A 17685-nucleotide genomic window follows, 5' to 3' on the forward strand; every position below is an offset into this window, starting at 1 on the left:
AAGCAAAGGAGATTAAACTATAATGTATACTAAGGAACAAGCTATTAAGCTTTTACAGGACAACAATCAGGAACATGTTATGAAGTTCTTCGATGAACTTTCTGATGAAAATAAAAGTGAGTTTTTAACTCAGATTGAAAATATCAACTGGTCAGATTTTAAGCTTATTGGCGATACTGAAGCTGCTTCAAGAGGCGAGTTTTCAGTGCCACCAGCAGTTGAGATTTCAGAGATTGAAAAACGCCATGATGAGTTTGAAGCTGTAGGTATTGAAGCTCTTAAAAAGGGCGAAGTTGCAGCAGTGCTTTTGGCAGGTGGAATGGGAACACGTCTCGGATTTGATTTGCCAAAGGGATGCTTCAATGTTGGCGAGACTCATGAATTATTTATCTTCCAGTGCCTAATCAACAACCTTATGGACGTTGTTAATCAGGTTGGCTGTTTTGTACCTTTGTACATAATGACAAGCGAGAAGAATGATGCTACTACAAGAGCATTCTTCAAAGAGCATAATTATTTTGGATATAATCCAGATTACATTCAGTACTTTGTTCAGGATATGGCTTGTGCTGTTGATTATAACGGCAAGCTTTTACTTGAGGAAAAGGGACGTCTTGCTACTTCTCCAAATGGAAATGGTGGCTGGTATGCATCAATGGTAAAGGCTGGTCTTGATAAGGACTTAAAGGCAAAGGGCGTTAAGTGGATTAATATCTTTGCAGTAGATAATGTTTGCCAGAGAATTGCAGATCCTGTATTTGTTGGTGCTACTATTGCAGGTGGTTTCCAGGCAGGTTCTAAGGTTGTACGTAAGGTAGATCCACAGGAAAAAATGGGTCTTCTTTGCCTTGAGGATGGCAAGCCTTCTATCGTTGAATATTACGAAATGTCAGATGAGATGGCAGAGGCAAAGGCTGAGGATGGAAGCCTTTTATATAAGTATGGCGTAATCCTTAATTACCTTTTCTCTCTTGAGAAGCTTGATGATATTGTAAATAACAATATGCTTGTGCATGTGGTTGAAAAGAAGATTCCTCATATCGATGAGGATGGAAATCATATTTCTCCAGAATCGCCAAACGGATATAAGTTTGAGTTACTTGTACTAGACATGGTACATATGATGGATAGCAACCTTGCGTTTGAGGTTGATAGAGTTAGAGAATTTGCGCCAATCAAGAACCTTCACGGTGTTGATTCGGTAGATAGTGCTAGAGAACTTTTAAAGAAAAATGGAGTTGTTCTCTAACAGGGGGTAAGCATTGTACAGAAAAAAGAAACGCTCGTGGGTTAAGCACCTGGATTTCATAATTCTTGATATGCTAGCTGCTGAGCTTGCACTTTTCATAGGTGTATCTATGCGATTTCAAGGAAGTATTATCTTCTTTGATAGATTCGAGTGGTACAATCTGTATCAGAACATGGCAAAGGTTTTGCCTTTCATTGATCTGACAGGTGTACTTTTTACAGAGACCTATACGGGCATTTTACGACGAACTAAATATCAGGAAATTACCTCCGCGGTATGGCATTGCTTGATCAACTTCCTGGGCATCCTTGTATACATGTATGCCAACAGGACATCATACTACTACTCACGAGCAGCATTAGCATACTTCGGTATAGCAATGGTACTCTTGACTTACTTCTTTAGAGTAGTATGGAAACGAGTAATCAGAACCCGCAAGCTTAAGGATGTAAACAAATCCTCAATGGTAGTAGTAGCAGAGTCTACTACAGTAGATCATTGCCTTTCTGAGATTGCCCACAGCCCATACACTGAGTTCAAAGTTGAGGGCGTTGTGGTTGTTGATAAGAATATGGTCGGCGAGGAAATCCAAGGAATCCCTGTAGTTGCATGCGCAGATTCCTTGTTCGAGTATCTTAGAACTAATGTTGTTGACGAAGTTTTCCTTGATGGTAACACCAGAGCCAGCGAGGAGAGCTTGGCAGGTAGATTAGTAGAACAGGGTGTCACAGTTCATATGTCACTGATACATACCACTAATCTTATGCCAAACAAAATCATGGAGACATACGGCGATTATGTAGTGCTTACAACTAGTATGCACATTGCAAACAATAGACAGGCGTTCTTTAAGAGAACGATGGATATTGCAGGTGCATGTGTAGGGCTTGTACTTTCTTTTATCGCCTTTGTGATTTTTGCTCCTATCATTAAATTACAATCACCTGGTCCTGTATTCTTTACACAGACCAGAATCGGTAGAAATGGTCGTAGATTTAAGTTCTACAAATTCAGAACCATGTACATGGATGCTGAAGAGCGTAAGAAAGAGCTTATGGCTCAAAATGAAATTAAGGGCAACATGTTCAAGATGGAAAACGATCCAAGAATCATTCCAATCGGTCATTTCCTTAGAAAATACTCTATAGATGAGTTGCCACAGTTTTGGAATGTTTTGCTTGGAGATATGTCACTTGTGGGAACAAGACCACCACTTGAAGACGAGTACGAAAAATACGCATTGCATCACAAGGCTCGTCTTTCTATCAAGCCTGGCCTTACAGGTATGTGGCAGGTTAGTGGTCGAAGCGACATCAAAGACTTCGAGCAGGTTGTTGCTCTTGACACAGAGTATATTTCTAATTGGTCACTAGGTTTAGATATTAAGATTCTATTCAAAACTATAGCAGTAGTATTTGGAGGAAAGGGCTCAAAGTAGTGGCAGATACATATTTTTCCTTAGTAGTATGGACAAACGAGACAGACATGGAGCAGTTTAAGGATTGTCTCGAGTCCATTGATGAACAGGAATATCGTGAATTTGAATTATATATTTTGGATAATAATCCCTCGAATGCGATTGAGATTACGATTAAAGAATTCTTCCCAGACATTGTGGACAAGGTTCATTATCGTAGACTCAAAAAGAAATCAGGTGGCGCCTATGCTTACAACATAGGTGCACATTTTGCTGAAGGGGATTATTTAGTTTATCTAGGGCAGCATGATAGATTAAGTTCTAACACGCTGTCATTATTAAATGAAAAAATAAATGACTTAGATGGAGAAAAGGCCATAATTTATTCCGACCATGACGAGCTGATTGGCCTTGACAGAAAGAATCCACATTTTAAGCCAGACTTTAATAAAGAACTTTTTTTGCAGACGAATTATATCGGGAATTTTATTTGCTTATCTTGCGATTTATATAAAAGCTTGGGCAGTTTTAATGAAAAGGCACAGGCTGCTTATCTTTATGAATATATTTTAAGAGCTGCATATAAAAAAGAAAGAATAGAGCATATTGCTTCTCTTATTTACCACAAGCGTTCCACAGATAAGCCTCTTAATAAAGAAGAAAGAGCGGCTGCCAATTATTCCTGCAAGGAGCATATGGCCCTTGCAATATCTTATTTGCAAAAAGATGGAATTATTTCTATAGGAAGAGTTGATGCATCACTTAAAAAATGGCATCTGGAATATGATGATTCAGAATTCAGACGTTTTGCTGGTGATTACATGTTCTTAAAGGATGATGATGTAAAGCTCTACACCAGAAATAATGTAAAGCGAATGTACGCATATCTTAGGCAGCCTGATGTTGCAGTTGTAGGTGCCAGATTTATTGACAGAGGATTTACTATAGATAATGTGGGATATATATTTGATAATGATGGGGCCTGGTATCCGGCATTTCATGGTCAGAAAATCTTTAGAGACAGCTATGATGGACTGGCTAGCATGGCAAGGGATGTTTCCATGGTAGATTGCGGCTGCTGCCTAATTGATGCCAAGGTGTATCGTATGCTGCATGGTTTTGACACGAAGCTTTCAGGGCAGGATGCCATGCTTGATTTTTGTTTAAGGGCCAAAGCCAGAGGTTTTAGGACAGTGGTAGTACCGAAGGTTATTGCCAGAAGAAAAAAGAAAGATGTTATCACCTCAACGGAAGGGCATGAAATTATCATGGAAAAACATGGCGAAAAAATAGCTCTGGGAGATAGCTTCTATAATAAAAATTTACCAATTGGAATGGAGAATTATATCCTTCCAGGAACACAAGAGGAAAACTAGCAAAATCTTTTTAGTTTTTTTATTAATTATGACAGAATTATTACGTGTTTCTTGACAAGATAAGAAGTCATAGAGTAGACTAACTTAGATTCGTGTTTTTTATGCGAATGACACAAATCGAAGTGAATTACAAAGTACGAATGGAGAGTATAGATTAATGAGTAATTTCGACGATTACGATTTAAGAAGAGGCAGCAGTAGTAGAGGCCGAAGCGTTAACAGAAACGTAAACAGAGACTATAACAGAAGCTCAAATAGAAGATCTGATATGTCATTAGATGATGAAATCGAGCTTTATGATTACGATTTAGGAAGCGAATATTACGATGATGAACCAGCAGATCGTCGGTCAGCTTCAGGTAGACGTTCAGCATCAGATTCAAGAACAGGTGCTAGAAGATCATCAGCAGGTCCCCACAGATCTGCAAGTGGACAGCGTCGCTCATCAGCTAGTCATTCTAGCTATGGGGCTCACTCTGGCAGCAGATCAGGCTCTGGTAAATCTTCAAACAGACGCCCTAGCTCAAGCAGAAGAGGCGGTGGTTCTAGAAAGAAAAAGACAAAAGCAAGAAGAACAATTTTTGTTATCGAAATAGTATTACTCCTTGTGCTTTTAGTTGTATTCTTCTTCTGGAACAAATTTGGAAAAGTAAATTGGGATAACATCAATATGGATGAAATCGAGGTTAACAACCTTGATACAGAGACAGAGGAAATCCTCAGCAATTACACAACAATTGCTTTATTTGGTGTTGATAACCGTTCAAACGGTAATCTCGACAGTGGTAACTCTGATACTATCATGCTTGTATCTATTAATAATGATACTAAGGAAGTTAAGATGGTATCTGTACAGCGTGATACTTACTTACAGATTACAGAAGGAACATATAGAAAGTGTAACTATGCATACAACCATGGTGGTGTAGAGACTGCTATCAGCATGCTCAACACAAACCTTGACCTTAAGATTTCTGGTTATGTAGCAGTAGATTTCAATGCTTTAGCAAAGGTTGTTGATGATTTGGGTGGACTTGACCTTGAAGTTACACAGAAGATGATTAACACAAACAACCCTGAGACAGGTCAGAATGCTCTTGCTGGATATATCGCAGAGGTAGAAAACGTACTTAAGTATTATCCAAATGAAAAGGATTACTACAAGCAGAGCGATTGCTACTTTAGCAGCCCAGGTGTATATCATATGAATGGTGCACAGGTAGTTGGTTACTGCCGAAACAGATATGCTGTTGATAACGACTACGGTAGAGCTGAGAACCAGCGTATGGTAGTTAAGATGATTGTTGAAGAGATTAAGAAGGCTGATATCGGTACAATCAACAAGATTGCAGATGATGTATTCCCTGAAATCTCAACAAGCTTGTCACTTTCACAGTGCATCTCTATGGCAACAGCTGCAGGAGATTATGAGATCGTTGAATCATCAGGTTTCCCATTTGCACTTAAGACAACAACAATCAGCAAGAAGACAGGTAGTGTAGTTGTTCCATGTACATTAGCATCAAATGTTTCTAAGTTACATGAGTTACTTTATGAGCAGGAAGATTACGATGCAACAGATGATACTGTCGATGTAATCAGTGATCATATCGTTAATGAGACGGGCTTTACAGAAAACAGTGCTGAGGTTACTCAGGAATCTGATTAATTAGGTTTTATAATTGAAAGGAATTTAGATATATGTGTGGAATAGTAGGTTACGTTGGTAAGTCTCAGGCTGCTCCAATTCTTTTGGACGGCCTTGGCAAGCTTGAGTATAGAGGTTATGATTCAGCTGGTATGGCTGTTTATGACGGTCAGAAGATTGAGTATGAGAAGGCTAAAGGACGTCTTCGTCTTTTAAGTGAGAAGACTCACGATGGTGCAAAAATGCAAGGTACTATCGGTATTGGTCATACTCGTTGGGCTACTCACGGTGAGCCTAGTGAGGCAAATGCGCATCCACATTTAAATGAAGATGAGACAATCGCAGTAGTTCACAATGGTATTATTGAAAACTATGCAAAGCTTAAGGATAAGCTTATTAAGCGTGGATACAACTTCAAGTCTGAAACAGATACAGAAGTTGTTGCACATCTTCTTGATTATTATTACAAGCAGGGACATGATCCTCTTACATGTGTAACAAAGGTTATGCACCGTGTAGAGGGTGCATATGCACTTGGAATCATCTTTGCTGATTATCCAGATCAGATTTACTCTGTTCGTAAAGATAGTCCACTTATTGTAGGTCTTGGTAAGGATGGCAATCTTATCGCATCTGATGTACCTGCAGTACTTAAATATACCCGCGAAGTATACTTCATCGAAAATGAAGAAATCGCAAAGCTTACAGAGGATTCCATTGAATTCTTTGATGTTGATGGTCAGCCAATTGAAAAGCAGTCTAAGACAATCGATTGGGATGTGGATGCTGCTGAAAAGGGTGGATATGATCACTTTATGATTAAGGAAATCCACGAGGAGCCAAAGACTGTTCGTGATACTCTTAATCCACGTATTAAAAACGACACAGTAGATATTGAAGAGCTTGGCATGACTGATGAAGAGATTAAGTCAATTTCTCGAATCAGAATTGTTGCCTGCGGTTCTGCTTATCATACAGGCGTTACTGCAAAATATGTATTTGAAGAGATGGCTCGTATACCAGTAGAGGTAGACATCGCTTCAGAATTCAGATATCGTAATCCTATTTTACAGGAGAACGAGCTTGTTATCGCTATCAGCCAGTCTGGTGAGACAGCTGATACAAAGGAAGCTGTACGTATGGCTCGCGCTATGGGCAATATGACACTTGCAATTGTAAACGTAGTAGGTTCATCAATTGCTCGTGAGTCAGAAAAGGTTATGTACACATGGGCCGGCCCTGAGATTTCAGTTGCTACAACAAAGGCATACTCTGCTCAGCTTATAGCACTTTACTTACTTGCAATGAAATTTGCAGATGTAAGAGGATTACTTAAGGCTGATGAGATGAAAGAGCTCATTTCAGACTTGAAGAAGCTTCCAGAGCAGATTGAAATGCTTCTTGGAAACAAAGAGCGTATCCAGAGATTTGCTAACAGATTCGTAGCTGCTAAGGATGTATTCTTTATTGGTCGTGGAATCGATTATGCAATCGCTATGGAAGGCTCACTTAAGCTTAAGGAAATCTCATATATTCACTCAGAAGCATACGCTGCTGGCGAGCTTAAGCACGGAACAATCTCTCTTATTGAAGAGGGCACACTTGTAGGCGCAGTTGCAACTCAGGAAAATGTTTATGCTAAGACAGTATCAAATATTGTTGAGTGCAAGACTCGTGGTGCATTTATCTTGGCTGTTACAACAGTAGGACATGAGGACATCGAGGATGTTGCAGATTATGTTATGTACATTCCTCAGACAAATAGATACTTCACTAACTCACTTGCAATCATCCCATTGCAGTTATTCGGATACTATGTATCTGTAGGCAAGGGCTTTGACGTTGATCATCCAAGAAATTTAGCAAAATCAGTTACAGTTGAGTAAACCGTCACGTGGTTGTCACATTTCAGGATTATTCTACGTTCATGAAATGAAATGGAGGCGAGTTTATGAGTGATTTTTACAACAATGGCTCAAAAGACAATGAGCCAGAAAAGAATGGAACTTATTCTTACAAGAAGGAAGAGATAAACCAGGGCGAATCATATTATCAGTGGTCGCCATATGATGACGGTAGAAATAATAAAAAGCAGAAGAAATCTGGTGGATTTGGAGCAAAGCTGGGTAAGACAGCTGCTATTGCTTTGGTATTTGGATTGGTTGCAGGTGTCACTTTCCAGTCGGTTGGTCTAGCGACTCAGAAGTTTTTTGGAAATGATGCCGCAGCAGTGGAAGAAACAAAATCAAGCAGTTCATCAAGTAAGTCTAGCAACAAAGTAGCATCTGGAACAACCAGCAAAACTGCTAGCGCAGTTTCTACTACAGCTTCTACAGATGTATCATCAATCGCTGAAAATGTTCTTCCAGCTATTGTGCAGGTTACAAATGTAGGATTGAAAGAATATATGACATTCTTTGGAACAGTTCAGCAGGAGAGCACATCAGCAGGTTCTGGTATTATTGTTGCTCAGGATGAGGATTATATCTATATCGCCACAAACAATCATGTTGTTAGTGGAGCAGAGACTCTTACAATCACATTCAATGATGGCGAGGCTGTAGAGGGAACAATCAAAGGTACTGATTCATCATGCGACTTAGCTGTTGTTTCAGTCGAAATCTCTGATATTCCAGAAGATACTCTTTCAGCAATCAAGGTTGCAACACTTGGAGATTCAGACGCAACCATGATTGGTGAGACCGCAATTGTAATCGGTAATGCAATGGGTTATGGTACATCTGTCACAACTGGTATCATTTCTGCAAAGGACCGTGAGGTTTCAATTCCTGATGAGGACGGAAATATAGTTACTAACACATTGCTTCAGACAGATGCAGCTGTAAATCCTGGTAATTCAGGTGGCGCATTATTAAATGTTGATGGCGAAGTAATCGGTATTGTTTCAGCTAAGCTTTCTGATACTACAGTCGAAGGTATGGGATATGCTATTCCAATATCTTATGCTTGGGATATCATCGAGCAGATGGTTGACAACGATGTGGTTTCAGAGCTTGAGGCATCATACTTAGGTATCGCCGGTAGAGATATCACTTCTGAAATGTCAGAGCAATATGATATTCCTGTAGGTGTATATGTTGCGCAGGTAGTTGCAGGTTCAGGTGCTGAGGAAGCTGGTATTGAGACAGAAGATGTTATCACATCATTTAATGGACGTAAAGTTACATCAGTTAATACGCTTAATAACATCATGCAGTATTTGCCAGCAGGCTCAGAAGTTGAAGTAGTTGTTGCTAAGGCAAGTAATGATTACAAAGAGGAGACAGTTACAGTTACTCTTACACATAAAATTGAATCAGTTCAGTAAAATAAAAGTGGGTACGGTCTGTACCCACTTTTTTACATATGGTACAATATAGTCTATGAAAAAAAGAAAGATAATAATACGTATACTTATTGCCCTTTGGTTGTGTTTGATTTGGGGGCATAGCTTACAGCCGGCAGTTGTATCAGAGGCTGAAAGCGGGAAATTTTTAGCGATTCTAGGAAAGATCTTTCCGTTTCTACTAAACACAGATTTTGGAATGTTCATAGTTAGAAAAGCTGCACATTTTGCAGAGTATTTTATTTTAGGTGTGCTTCTATGTATGAATTTTCAGATGGATTTGTACGGCATTGTTAATAGGCTTTCAGTTCCAGTCTTAGTTGGAACATTCGTAGCATTTATTGATGAAACAATACAATTATTTGTAATTGGCCGCTCAGGTGAAATAAGAGACATGTGGATTGATTTTGTTGGAGTGGCACTTGGAACACTTATAGTACTTGCAGTTGTAAATAATAAAAGAGGCAGAAAACGTTACTAGAGGGAGGCTCACATGGTAAAGAAGAGAATTGTAATTGCACTTGGTCATGATGCACTTGGCACAACAGTACTTGAACAATGGAACGCAACAAAGCGTACAGCTGTTGCAGTAGCAGAGTTTATTAAACAGGATTATCAGGTGGTTATTACACACAGTAATGGTCCACAGGTTGGTATGATTCACACAGCACTTTCAGAGTTTTATCAGAATCATCCAGATTACACTCCTACTCCAATGTCTGTATGTTCAGCTATGAGTCAGGGTTATATTGGATATGACCTACAGCAGGCAATTCGTTCTGAGTTGGTAGGCAGAGGAATCTACAAGCCAGTATCAACAATCCTTACTCAGGTGACAGTAGACCCATATGATGAAGCTTTCTACAAGCCAACAAAAATCATTGGCAGAGTGATGACTGCAGAAGAGGCTGAAAGAGAGGAGTCTAAGGGCAATCACACAGTAGAAGTTGAAGGTGGATACCGCAGAATCGTAGCTGCTCCAAAGCCAATGGAAATTGTTGAGATTGATGCGATTAAAGCACTTTGTGATGCTGATCAGGTTGTTATAGCTGCAGGTGGTGGCGGAATCCCTGTTCTTACACAGGACCACTCACTTAAGGGCGCATCTGCTGTAGTAGAAAAGGACACAGCAGCAGGACTTCTTGCATCAGAGCTTGATGCAGATATGCTTGTAATTCTTACATCAGTTTCTAAGGTATGTAAGAACTTTGGCAAGGAAGACGAGCAGCCACTTGATTACATTTCTGTTGCAGAAGCAAAGAAGATGTTAGAGGCTGGTGAATTTGGTGCTACAAATATGGCTCCAAAGATTCAGGCAGCCATTGATTATATTGGGGACTCAGCAATCAGAAAAGTCCTCATTACAAAATTATCAGATGCCGGTAATGCCGTAGGCGGCCAGACTGGTACAATGATTGGAAAGTAATAATGACAGTTAAGGACTTACAAATTGGGCAAACAGCCCGAATTGAAGAAGTTGGTGGGGAAGGCGCACTTAGGCAGCATTTTTTAGATATGGGAGTTATTCCAGGCGCAGAAGTTACTTTGGTTAAGCTGGCACCTATGGGAGACCCAATGGAGCTGAGTATCCATGGCTACGAGCTTACACTCAGACTGGCTGATGCTGATCAAATAAAAGCCACCCTTATCGACCACAAATCAGAATCCGTAAATACGATAAAAAAAGCGAAGCATGACATTAACCATCCTGGCCTTGGTGAGGAGGGCAAATATCATGCTAAAGGCGAGGGGAAACCTTTACCAAAGGGAGAAAAGCTTACATTTGCATTAGTTGGAAATCAGAACTGCGGAAAGACAACACTCTTTAATCAGTTGACTGGTTCCAATCAGCACGTAGGTAATTTCCCAGGAGTTACGGTTGATAGAAAAGATGGTGGGATTCGTGGTAAGGAAAATACATGCATCACGGATTTGCCAGGAATATATTCCATGTCACCATATTCCAGCGAGGAATTGGTTAGTAGAGATTTCGTGTTGCACGAAAAGCCAAAAGCCATCATCAATATTGTAGATGCTACAAATATCCAGCGAAATCTATATCTGACAATGCAATTGTTAGAGCTAAACATCCCTATGGTAGTAGCTCTTAATATGATGGATGAGCTGAGAGGCAATGGCGGCTCAGTTGATATTAACCGAATGGAGATGATGCTGGGGGTGCCAGTCATTCCAATATCTGCATCTAAAAATGAAGGTATTGATGAGCTTGTTGCCCACGCCATTCATATTGCATACTATCAAGAAAAGCCACAGGTAGATGATTTCTGCGATGAAAATGATAATGGTGGTGCGGTACATAGATGCATTCATGCAGTTATTCATTTGATGGAAGATCATGCTAAAAGGGCAGATATTCCTGTTAGATTTGCTGCAAGCAAGGCCATAGAAAATGACGTTCAAATAATCAAGAGTCTTGATTTAGACGAAAATGAAATAGAGACACTTGAGCACATCACAAAACAGATGGAAAAAGAGCGTGGCCTCGACAGAAGCGCAGCTATGGCCGATATGCGATTCGCATTCATCGAAAAGATTTGTAATGAATGTGTTATCAAGCCAAAGGAAAGCAAGGAACACATTAGAAGCCAGAGAATAGATAGATGGCTTACTGGTAAATACACGGCTATTCCAATATTTGTTTTGGTAATGGCATTAGTTTTCTTTTTAACCTTCAATGTAATAGGCGCCTGGCTTCAAGGCCTGTTAGAGTCTGGCATTGCATACCTGACGGATATTACTGACAAGCTGCTGACTGCGGCAAATGTTAATGTCACCGTTCATGAGCTTGTAATAGGCGGTATATTCGAAGGCGTGGGAGGGGTGTTAAGCTTCTTGCCTATCATTATCACTATGTTCTTTTTCCTATCGATATTAGAGGATAGTGGATATATAGCAAGAGTGGCCTTTTTCATGGACAAGCTGCTTAGAAAGATTGGCCTTTCTGGAAGAAGCATTGTACCACTTCTGATTGGATTTGGTTGTACTGTTCCAGCGGTAATGTCTACTCGTACATTACCTAGTGACCGTGACAGAAAGATGACAATCCTTCTGACACCGTTTATGAGCTGTACAGCAAAATTGCCTATTTATACATTTTTTGTAGCAGCATTCTTTCCAAATCACGGATGGCTTGTGATTACAGCACTTTATTTTATAGGTATAATTCTTGGCGTATTAGCAGCCTTATTTTTTAAGAAGGTGCGCTTTAAAGGTGAGGCAGTTCCTTTTGTTATGGAGCTTCCAAATTACAGATTGCCAAGTGCTAGAAATGTTATACAGCTTTTGTGGGAAAAAGCTAAGGACTTCTTGCAGAGAGCATTCACTGTTATCTTTTTAGCTACAGTTGTTGTTTGGGTACTCCAGAGCTTTGACACACATCTCAATTTGGTTAGTGATCAAAAGGATAGCATCTTAGCGTTTATCTCTGGCGGATTGGTGCCACTTTTTACACCAATTGGTTTAGGAGATTGGAGAATATGCACTTCACTTATCTCTGGATTTATGGCTAAGGAAAGTGTGGTATCAGTGTTGGAAGTATTGTTTGGCGAACAGGGCGTTGGCGCTGCCATGACAAATCTTACAGCTTTTTGCTTATTGATTTTCTCACTCTTATATACACCATGTGTGGCTGCTATTGCATCCATCAAAAGAGAAATGGGAAATAAATGGGCTGTGTGCATTGTCTTGTGGCAATGTGGTGTAGCCTGGATATGCGCATTTATAGTACATACAATAGGAATTCTTATTGGATTAGTTTAATAGGATATTTAGAGAGTCTTGATACAAGGCTCTCTTTTTTTTTGCACATTTTTAAAATGCTTGGAGGTTTGATTTGTATTACTTTGTCATATAGTACTTTATGTTGATGTGTGAAACATAAATTTTATGAACAAAACCTGAGTTAGGGGCTTGAAACTTTCTCAAGTTTGTGATAAATTACTAAATGCGTTAGAAGAGGCTAACAATAATTTGCGTAACCAAACATTAGTTATACATAATTAAGTTTTGTGCAACTTATCTAACAAATTTTACATGTAAAAGGAAATATATATGATGCCATTAGTAGTAGCGCCAACTGGCGAAGAACAAATGATTAAAAGAATAGGCGGTTCAGAAGAAGTGAAGCGCCATCTACAGGAGCTGGGATTTGTCCCTGGTGGACATGTCACAGTTGTCAATGAAATAGGTGGAAACCTAATCATCAATGTAAAAGAATCGAGAGTAGCTGTGGATAAACAGCTTGCTCAGAAGATTTTTGTTTAAGGAATGCGAGCAGCGTTCTAGTAAGCGAGGCTTACATCATTTTTAAATTGTAAAGGAGAGAAAATCTATGAAGACACTTCGAGAAGTAAATATTGGCGAAACAGTCAAAGTTACTAAAATCGGTGGTGAAGGCGCAGTGAAGCGTAGAATTATGGACATGGGAATTACAAAGGGTGTTGAGCTTTATGTAAGAAAGATTGCACCACTTGGAGATCCAGTAGAAATTACTGTACGAGGCTATGAGCTTTCAGTTCGTAAAGCTGATGCTGAGATGATAGAAGTAGAATAGAAGGAGGAAAGTACAGTGGGAATTCGTATTGCGCTAGCAGGTAACCCTAACTGCGGTAAAACAACATTGTTTAATGCACTCACAGGCTCTAACCAGTTCGTAGGTAACTGGCCAGGTGTTACTGTTGAGTATAAAGAGGGAAAGTACAAAGGAGATAAGGAAGTAAAAATCGTCGATCTTCCAGGTATCTATTCACTTTCTCCATATACATTAGAGGAGGTTGTATCTCGTAACTATCTTATCGATGAGAAGCCAGAGGCAATCATCAATGTTATCGATGGTACAAACCTTGAGAGAAACCTTTATCTTACAACTCAGATTGTTGAGCTTGGCATTCCAGTAGTAATCGCCATCAACATGATGGATGTAGTTGAAAAGAACGGTGATAAGATTAATGCAGCAAAGCTTTCAGAAGAAATCGGAGTTCCTGTAACTGAGATTTCTGCTCTTAAGAACAGAGGTCTTAAGGAAATCGTTGCTGAGGCAGTAAAGGCAGCTAAGGAAGCTAAGCCACAGTCACCAAAGCATAGATTTGATGGTTCTGTAGAGCATGCACTTGCTCACATTGAAGAGCTTTGCCTTCATAACATTGATGATGAGAATGTTCAGAGATGGTATTCTATCAAATTGTTTGAACGTGATACTAAGATTCAGGAGAAGCTTGGTCTTTCACAGGATGTTATTTCTCATATCGAAAAGGATATTGCTTCATGCGAGAAGGAGATGGATGACGATTCTGAGTCAATCATCACTGGAGAGAGATACAATTACATCGGCACAATTATTAATGGTTGTGTAAAGAAGGCTTCAAAGGGTATGACAACATCTGATAAGATTGATCAGATTGTTACTAATAGATTCCTTGCACTTCCTATTTTTGCAGTTGTTATGTTCCTTGTATACTATGTATCAGTTACAACAGTTGGTACATGGGCTACTGATTGGGCAAATGATGGCGTATTCGGCGATGGCTGGCATTTGTTTGCAATCGGTTCAAGCAAGTATGCTGATGCAGCAGATGAGTTCACAGCAAATCAGCTTATCGTAGATGGATATGATATCTATGTAGAAGAAAACGGTTCAGAGCCTACAGGTGATTTTGATTATCCTGTAGAGGATGAGGAAACAGCAGCAGTTGAATATGAGACAGCAACACTTGATGATTATGCAGCAGCAAAGGCTTATGTTGAAGCAAATGAAGAGCCAGATCCTGCAAACTATGGAATTTGGATTCCTGGTATTCCAGTGTATGTTGAGTCAGCATTAGATGCTATCAATTGTAATGATGTTGTTAAGGGACTTATCCTTGATGGTATTGTAGCAGGTGTAGGTGCTGTACTTGGTTTCGTTCCACAGATGCTTGTACTTTTCATCTTCCTTGCATTCCTTGAGGCATGCGGTTACATGGCTCGTGTAGCTTTCATCATGGACCGTATCTTCAGAAAGTTTGGTCTTTCTGGTAAGTCATTTATTCCAATGCTTATCGGTACAGGTTGTGGTGTTCCTGGTATCATGGCATCACGTACTATCGAAAATGATAGAGACCGTAAGATGACAATTATGACAACAACATTTATTCCATGTGGAGCTAAGCTTCCATTTATTGCAATGGTTGCAGGCGCTATCTTTGGTGGAGCATCATGGGTTGCACCATCAGCTTACTTCCTTGGAATTTTCTCAATCATCGTATCAGGTATTATGCTTAAGAAGACAAAGATGTTTGCTGGCGACCCAGCACCATTCGTTATGGAGCTTCCAGCATACCACTGGCCAACAGCGTCAAACGTGCTTCGTAGCATGTGGGAGCGTGGCTGGTCATTTATCAAAAAGGCTGGTACAATTATCTTACTTTCAACAATCGTAGTTTGGTTCTGTACATTCTTTGGAGTTGTTGATGGAGCATTTACAATGCTTGAGGAGGATCAGATTGATCACTCAATCCTTGCAACACTTGGTAGATGTCTTGCATGGATATTCCTTCCACTTGGATTTGGCGATTGGGAGGCAACTGTTGCATCAATCACAGGTCTTGTAGCTAAGGAAAACATCGTTGGTACACTTGCTATTATCTACGGTGCATCAGGTGATGTTTACGAGACAATGCGTGCAGCATTTACAGACGCTTCAGGTTTTGCATTCCTTGCATTCAACCTTCTTTGTGCTCCTTGCTTCGCAGCTATGGGTGCAATCAAGCGTGAGATGAACAATACAAAGTGGTTCTGGACAGCCATTGGCTACCAGTGTGGTTTCGCTTGGATAATCGGACTCATCGTTTACCAGGTAGGCAAGGTATTCACAGGCGAAGGATTCACTTTCGGCACAATCTTTGGAATAGCAGCTATCTGCTTGCTCCTCTATGGATTGTTCCGCAAAGACAAGTATAACAAATAGTTTAGATGTTCTAAACATGACGCTAGTTACGGTTACAAGCATTAATATTCTTCGCTCGACTAGGAATGTCGAGCTTAAGAATATAAATAGCTTGTTACCTACTAGCTGTTATTAGAAGAGTCAGCGATTAGACAAGCTGACGGATGAGGGTAGTAACATGGGTACATTTATAGTAGTAGCAATACTAGCTGCAATCGTAGCAGCGATTATACGTTCGATGGTTAAGGCGCATAAGCGCGGCGAGCATCCAGCATGCGGCGGCGACTGCGGCCACTGCGGTGGAAGCTGCGGCTGCCACTAGGACAGCGAACAAGCTCGTTACGTAAAATAAGCCACAGGTTACCGAACAAACTCAGTACATTAAATAAGCCACTCTGTAGGCATCAAGCTATACTATTTCTCAAGCGAGGCATTCTTCGCCGAGCGGAGAGATAGTATGCTTGTAGCCGTAACGGAGTGGCTTTTGTAATCTAAAAGCTTGTGAGCGTAACCTAGTGGCTTTTTGTAATCTAAATGCTTGTGAGTGTAACCCGCAGGCGTTATCGGAGTTGTTTTGCTCTGTTAAATACTCCAGGGAAGTGGTGCTTGGTGTATTCCATCAGGCGGGCGCGGCGTAACGCAGTCCCGAACATGCCCTCGGTGAGTGGCTTGTAAAGGAGCTTGAGTGTGGTGGAGTTGTCAGGAAGATAGCGCTTGAGTTCGTTGTACATTTCGGTCTCGGACTCCTTGTTGCACCATTTGATAATGTCGTCTCCTTTGACTCCATTTTCAAGCTGTCGAACCATAGCGGATTGGAAGCTTCTAAAGTATTCTTTTGAAAGAATGCCAAGTGCTTCGAAGTCGCAGGTTTTCCATTGCTGTTGCTGTTCGTAAATTCTGTTTATGCGGATTTTTTGTAGCTTGAAGTAATCGTGGATGTCACCGCCAGTCAGGCGAGCCTGGCCTTGATTGCGGTAATGATATAGCACGTCGTTAAGTACCGTGAGGGAAGTTGTGTAATCCAAAAAATCACAGTTGAAGAGGATGTCTTCTACGTGCTTAATCTTTTGAAATTCTAAATGATTTTCCTTGATTACGCTGGTCTTGTAACACTTGTTCCATGGATAGCCAAGCATGGTGATTTCTTCCATTTGCATGGCCATCTTGTGGATAGTGGCATCATCTCTGGTGGTGACCATATCATCGTCGTAATCCATCAAATCAAGAGTGATACCCTTCATGTATTCTATTTTGCCAGCTTCATTTCGATAATCTTCTGTGAAACTGTACACAAGTAAATCTACAGGATTGCGCTCAAGCGTTGCGGCGCAAACTCTCAGTAAATTATGCTCGTATAAATCATCTGGATCTAAGAAAAGAATATAGTCTCCGGTGGCACGCTGTATGCCTGTGTTACGGGCACACGAAACTCCTTGGTTCTGCTCGTGTCTAACATAGATAAAACGATCATCTCTTTCGAGGAAGCTTCTTGCTATTTCTCCAGAATTATCTGGTGAGCAATCATCAACAACAATGACTTCAAAATTACCATATGTTTGCATCATCAAACAGCCAAGTGCATCGCCAATATAATCACCCACTCCATAAGTAGGCACTATTATGGAAAATTTAATCTCTTCATTCATACTTCAAATATACCAAAAACATAAAAAATTCACAACTATGCGAATATGCGTACACAATCA

The 17685-nt window shown here is 40.2% G+C and carries 14 protein-coding genes; 13 read left to right on the plus strand and 1 reads right to left on the minus strand.

The annotated features are described in order from the left end of the window. The first annotated feature begins 22 nt into the window (after nt 1-22). From T498_RS0103175 to T498_RS14695, 13 genes are all read left to right on the plus strand, one after another. Nucleotides 23-1249, plus strand: a complete 1227-nt coding sequence (locus T498_RS0103175; protein ID WP_051524560.1) for a UTP--glucose-1-phosphate uridylyltransferase — start codon at nt 23-25, stop codon at nt 1247-1249. 13 nt (nt 1250-1262) lie between these two features. Continuing rightward, entirely contained in the window at nt 1263-2687 is a 1425-nt protein-coding gene (locus tag T498_RS0103180; protein ID WP_028234673.1) for a sugar transferase, read from the plus strand. Further along, the gene (locus T498_RS0103185; protein ID WP_028234674.1) at nt 2687-4042 is read left to right on the plus strand and encodes a glycosyltransferase family 2 protein; all 1356 of its coding nucleotides are present in this window, start codon (nt 2687-2689) and stop codon (nt 4040-4042) included. The genes T498_RS0103180 and T498_RS0103185 overlap by 1 nt, the downstream gene beginning before the upstream one ends. Nucleotides 4043-4199: 157 nt before the next feature. Continuing rightward, on the plus strand, nt 4200-5711 hold the full coding sequence (locus T498_RS14675) for an LCP family protein (protein WP_051524561.1): 1512 nt from the start codon (nt 4200-4202) through the stop codon (nt 5709-5711). A gap of 32 nt (nt 5712-5743) precedes the next feature. Then, nucleotides 5744-7576, plus strand: a complete 1833-nt coding sequence (glmS, locus tag T498_RS0103195; RefSeq protein WP_028234675.1) for a glutamine--fructose-6-phosphate transaminase (isomerizing) — start codon at nt 5744-5746, stop codon at nt 7574-7576. Nucleotides 7577-7641: 65 nt separating this feature from the next. Beyond that, the gene (locus T498_RS14680; protein WP_051524562.1) at nt 7642-9018 is read left to right on the plus strand and encodes a S1C family serine protease; all 1377 of its coding nucleotides are present in this window, start codon (nt 7642-7644) and stop codon (nt 9016-9018) included. A gap of 55 nt (nt 9019-9073) precedes the next feature. Next, entirely contained in the window at nt 9074-9517 is a 444-nt protein-coding gene (locus T498_RS16470) for a VanZ family protein (RefSeq protein ID WP_081779666.1), read from the plus strand. A gap of 12 nt (nt 9518-9529) precedes the next feature. Beyond that, complete coding sequence (gene arcC / locus T498_RS0103210; protein WP_028234676.1) at nt 9530-10462, plus strand: carbamate kinase; 933 nt, start codon at nt 9530-9532, stop codon at nt 10460-10462. A 2-nt stretch (nt 10463-10464) separates the two neighbouring features. Beyond that, nucleotides 10465-12816 carry a ferrous iron transport protein B gene (gene feoB, locus T498_RS0103215; RefSeq protein ID WP_028234677.1) on the plus strand — a complete coding sequence of 784 codons (2352 nt, stop codon included), beginning with the start codon at nt 10465-10467 and terminating at the stop codon, nt 12814-12816. Nucleotides 12817-13107: 291 nt separating this feature from the next. After that, nucleotides 13108-13320 carry a FeoA family protein gene (locus tag T498_RS0103220; RefSeq protein WP_028234678.1) on the plus strand — a complete coding sequence of 71 codons (213 nt, stop codon included), beginning with the start codon at nt 13108-13110 and terminating at the stop codon, nt 13318-13320. A 67-nt stretch (nt 13321-13387) separates the two neighbouring features. Beyond that, nucleotides 13388-13609: a FeoA family protein gene (locus tag T498_RS0103225; RefSeq protein WP_028234679.1), complete on the plus strand. Its 222-nt coding sequence runs from the start codon at nt 13388-13390 to the stop codon at nt 13607-13609. A gap of 15 nt (nt 13610-13624) precedes the next feature. Beyond that, nucleotides 13625-16000, plus strand: a complete 2376-nt coding sequence (gene feoB / locus T498_RS14690; RefSeq protein WP_036977721.1) for a ferrous iron transporter B — start codon at nt 13625-13627, stop codon at nt 15998-16000. Between the two features lie 157 nt (nt 16001-16157). After that, on the plus strand, nt 16158-16301 hold the full coding sequence (locus T498_RS14695) for a FeoB-associated Cys-rich membrane protein (protein WP_036977723.1): 144 nt from the start codon (nt 16158-16160) through the stop codon (nt 16299-16301). Between the two features lie 238 nt (nt 16302-16539). On the opposite strand, the gene T498_RS0103240 is transcribed toward T498_RS14695, so the two are convergent. Further along, the gene (locus T498_RS0103240) at nt 16540-17595 is read right to left on the minus strand and encodes a glycosyltransferase (protein ID WP_207638269.1); all 1056 of its coding nucleotides are present in this window, start codon (nt 17593-17595) and stop codon (nt 16540-16542) included. Nucleotides 17596-17685: the final 90 nt, after the last annotated feature.

This window comes from Pseudobutyrivibrio sp. MD2005 (assembly GCF_000621865.1).
In the GTDB taxonomy this organism is placed as follows: domain Bacteria; phylum Bacillota; class Clostridia; order Lachnospirales; family Lachnospiraceae; genus Pseudobutyrivibrio.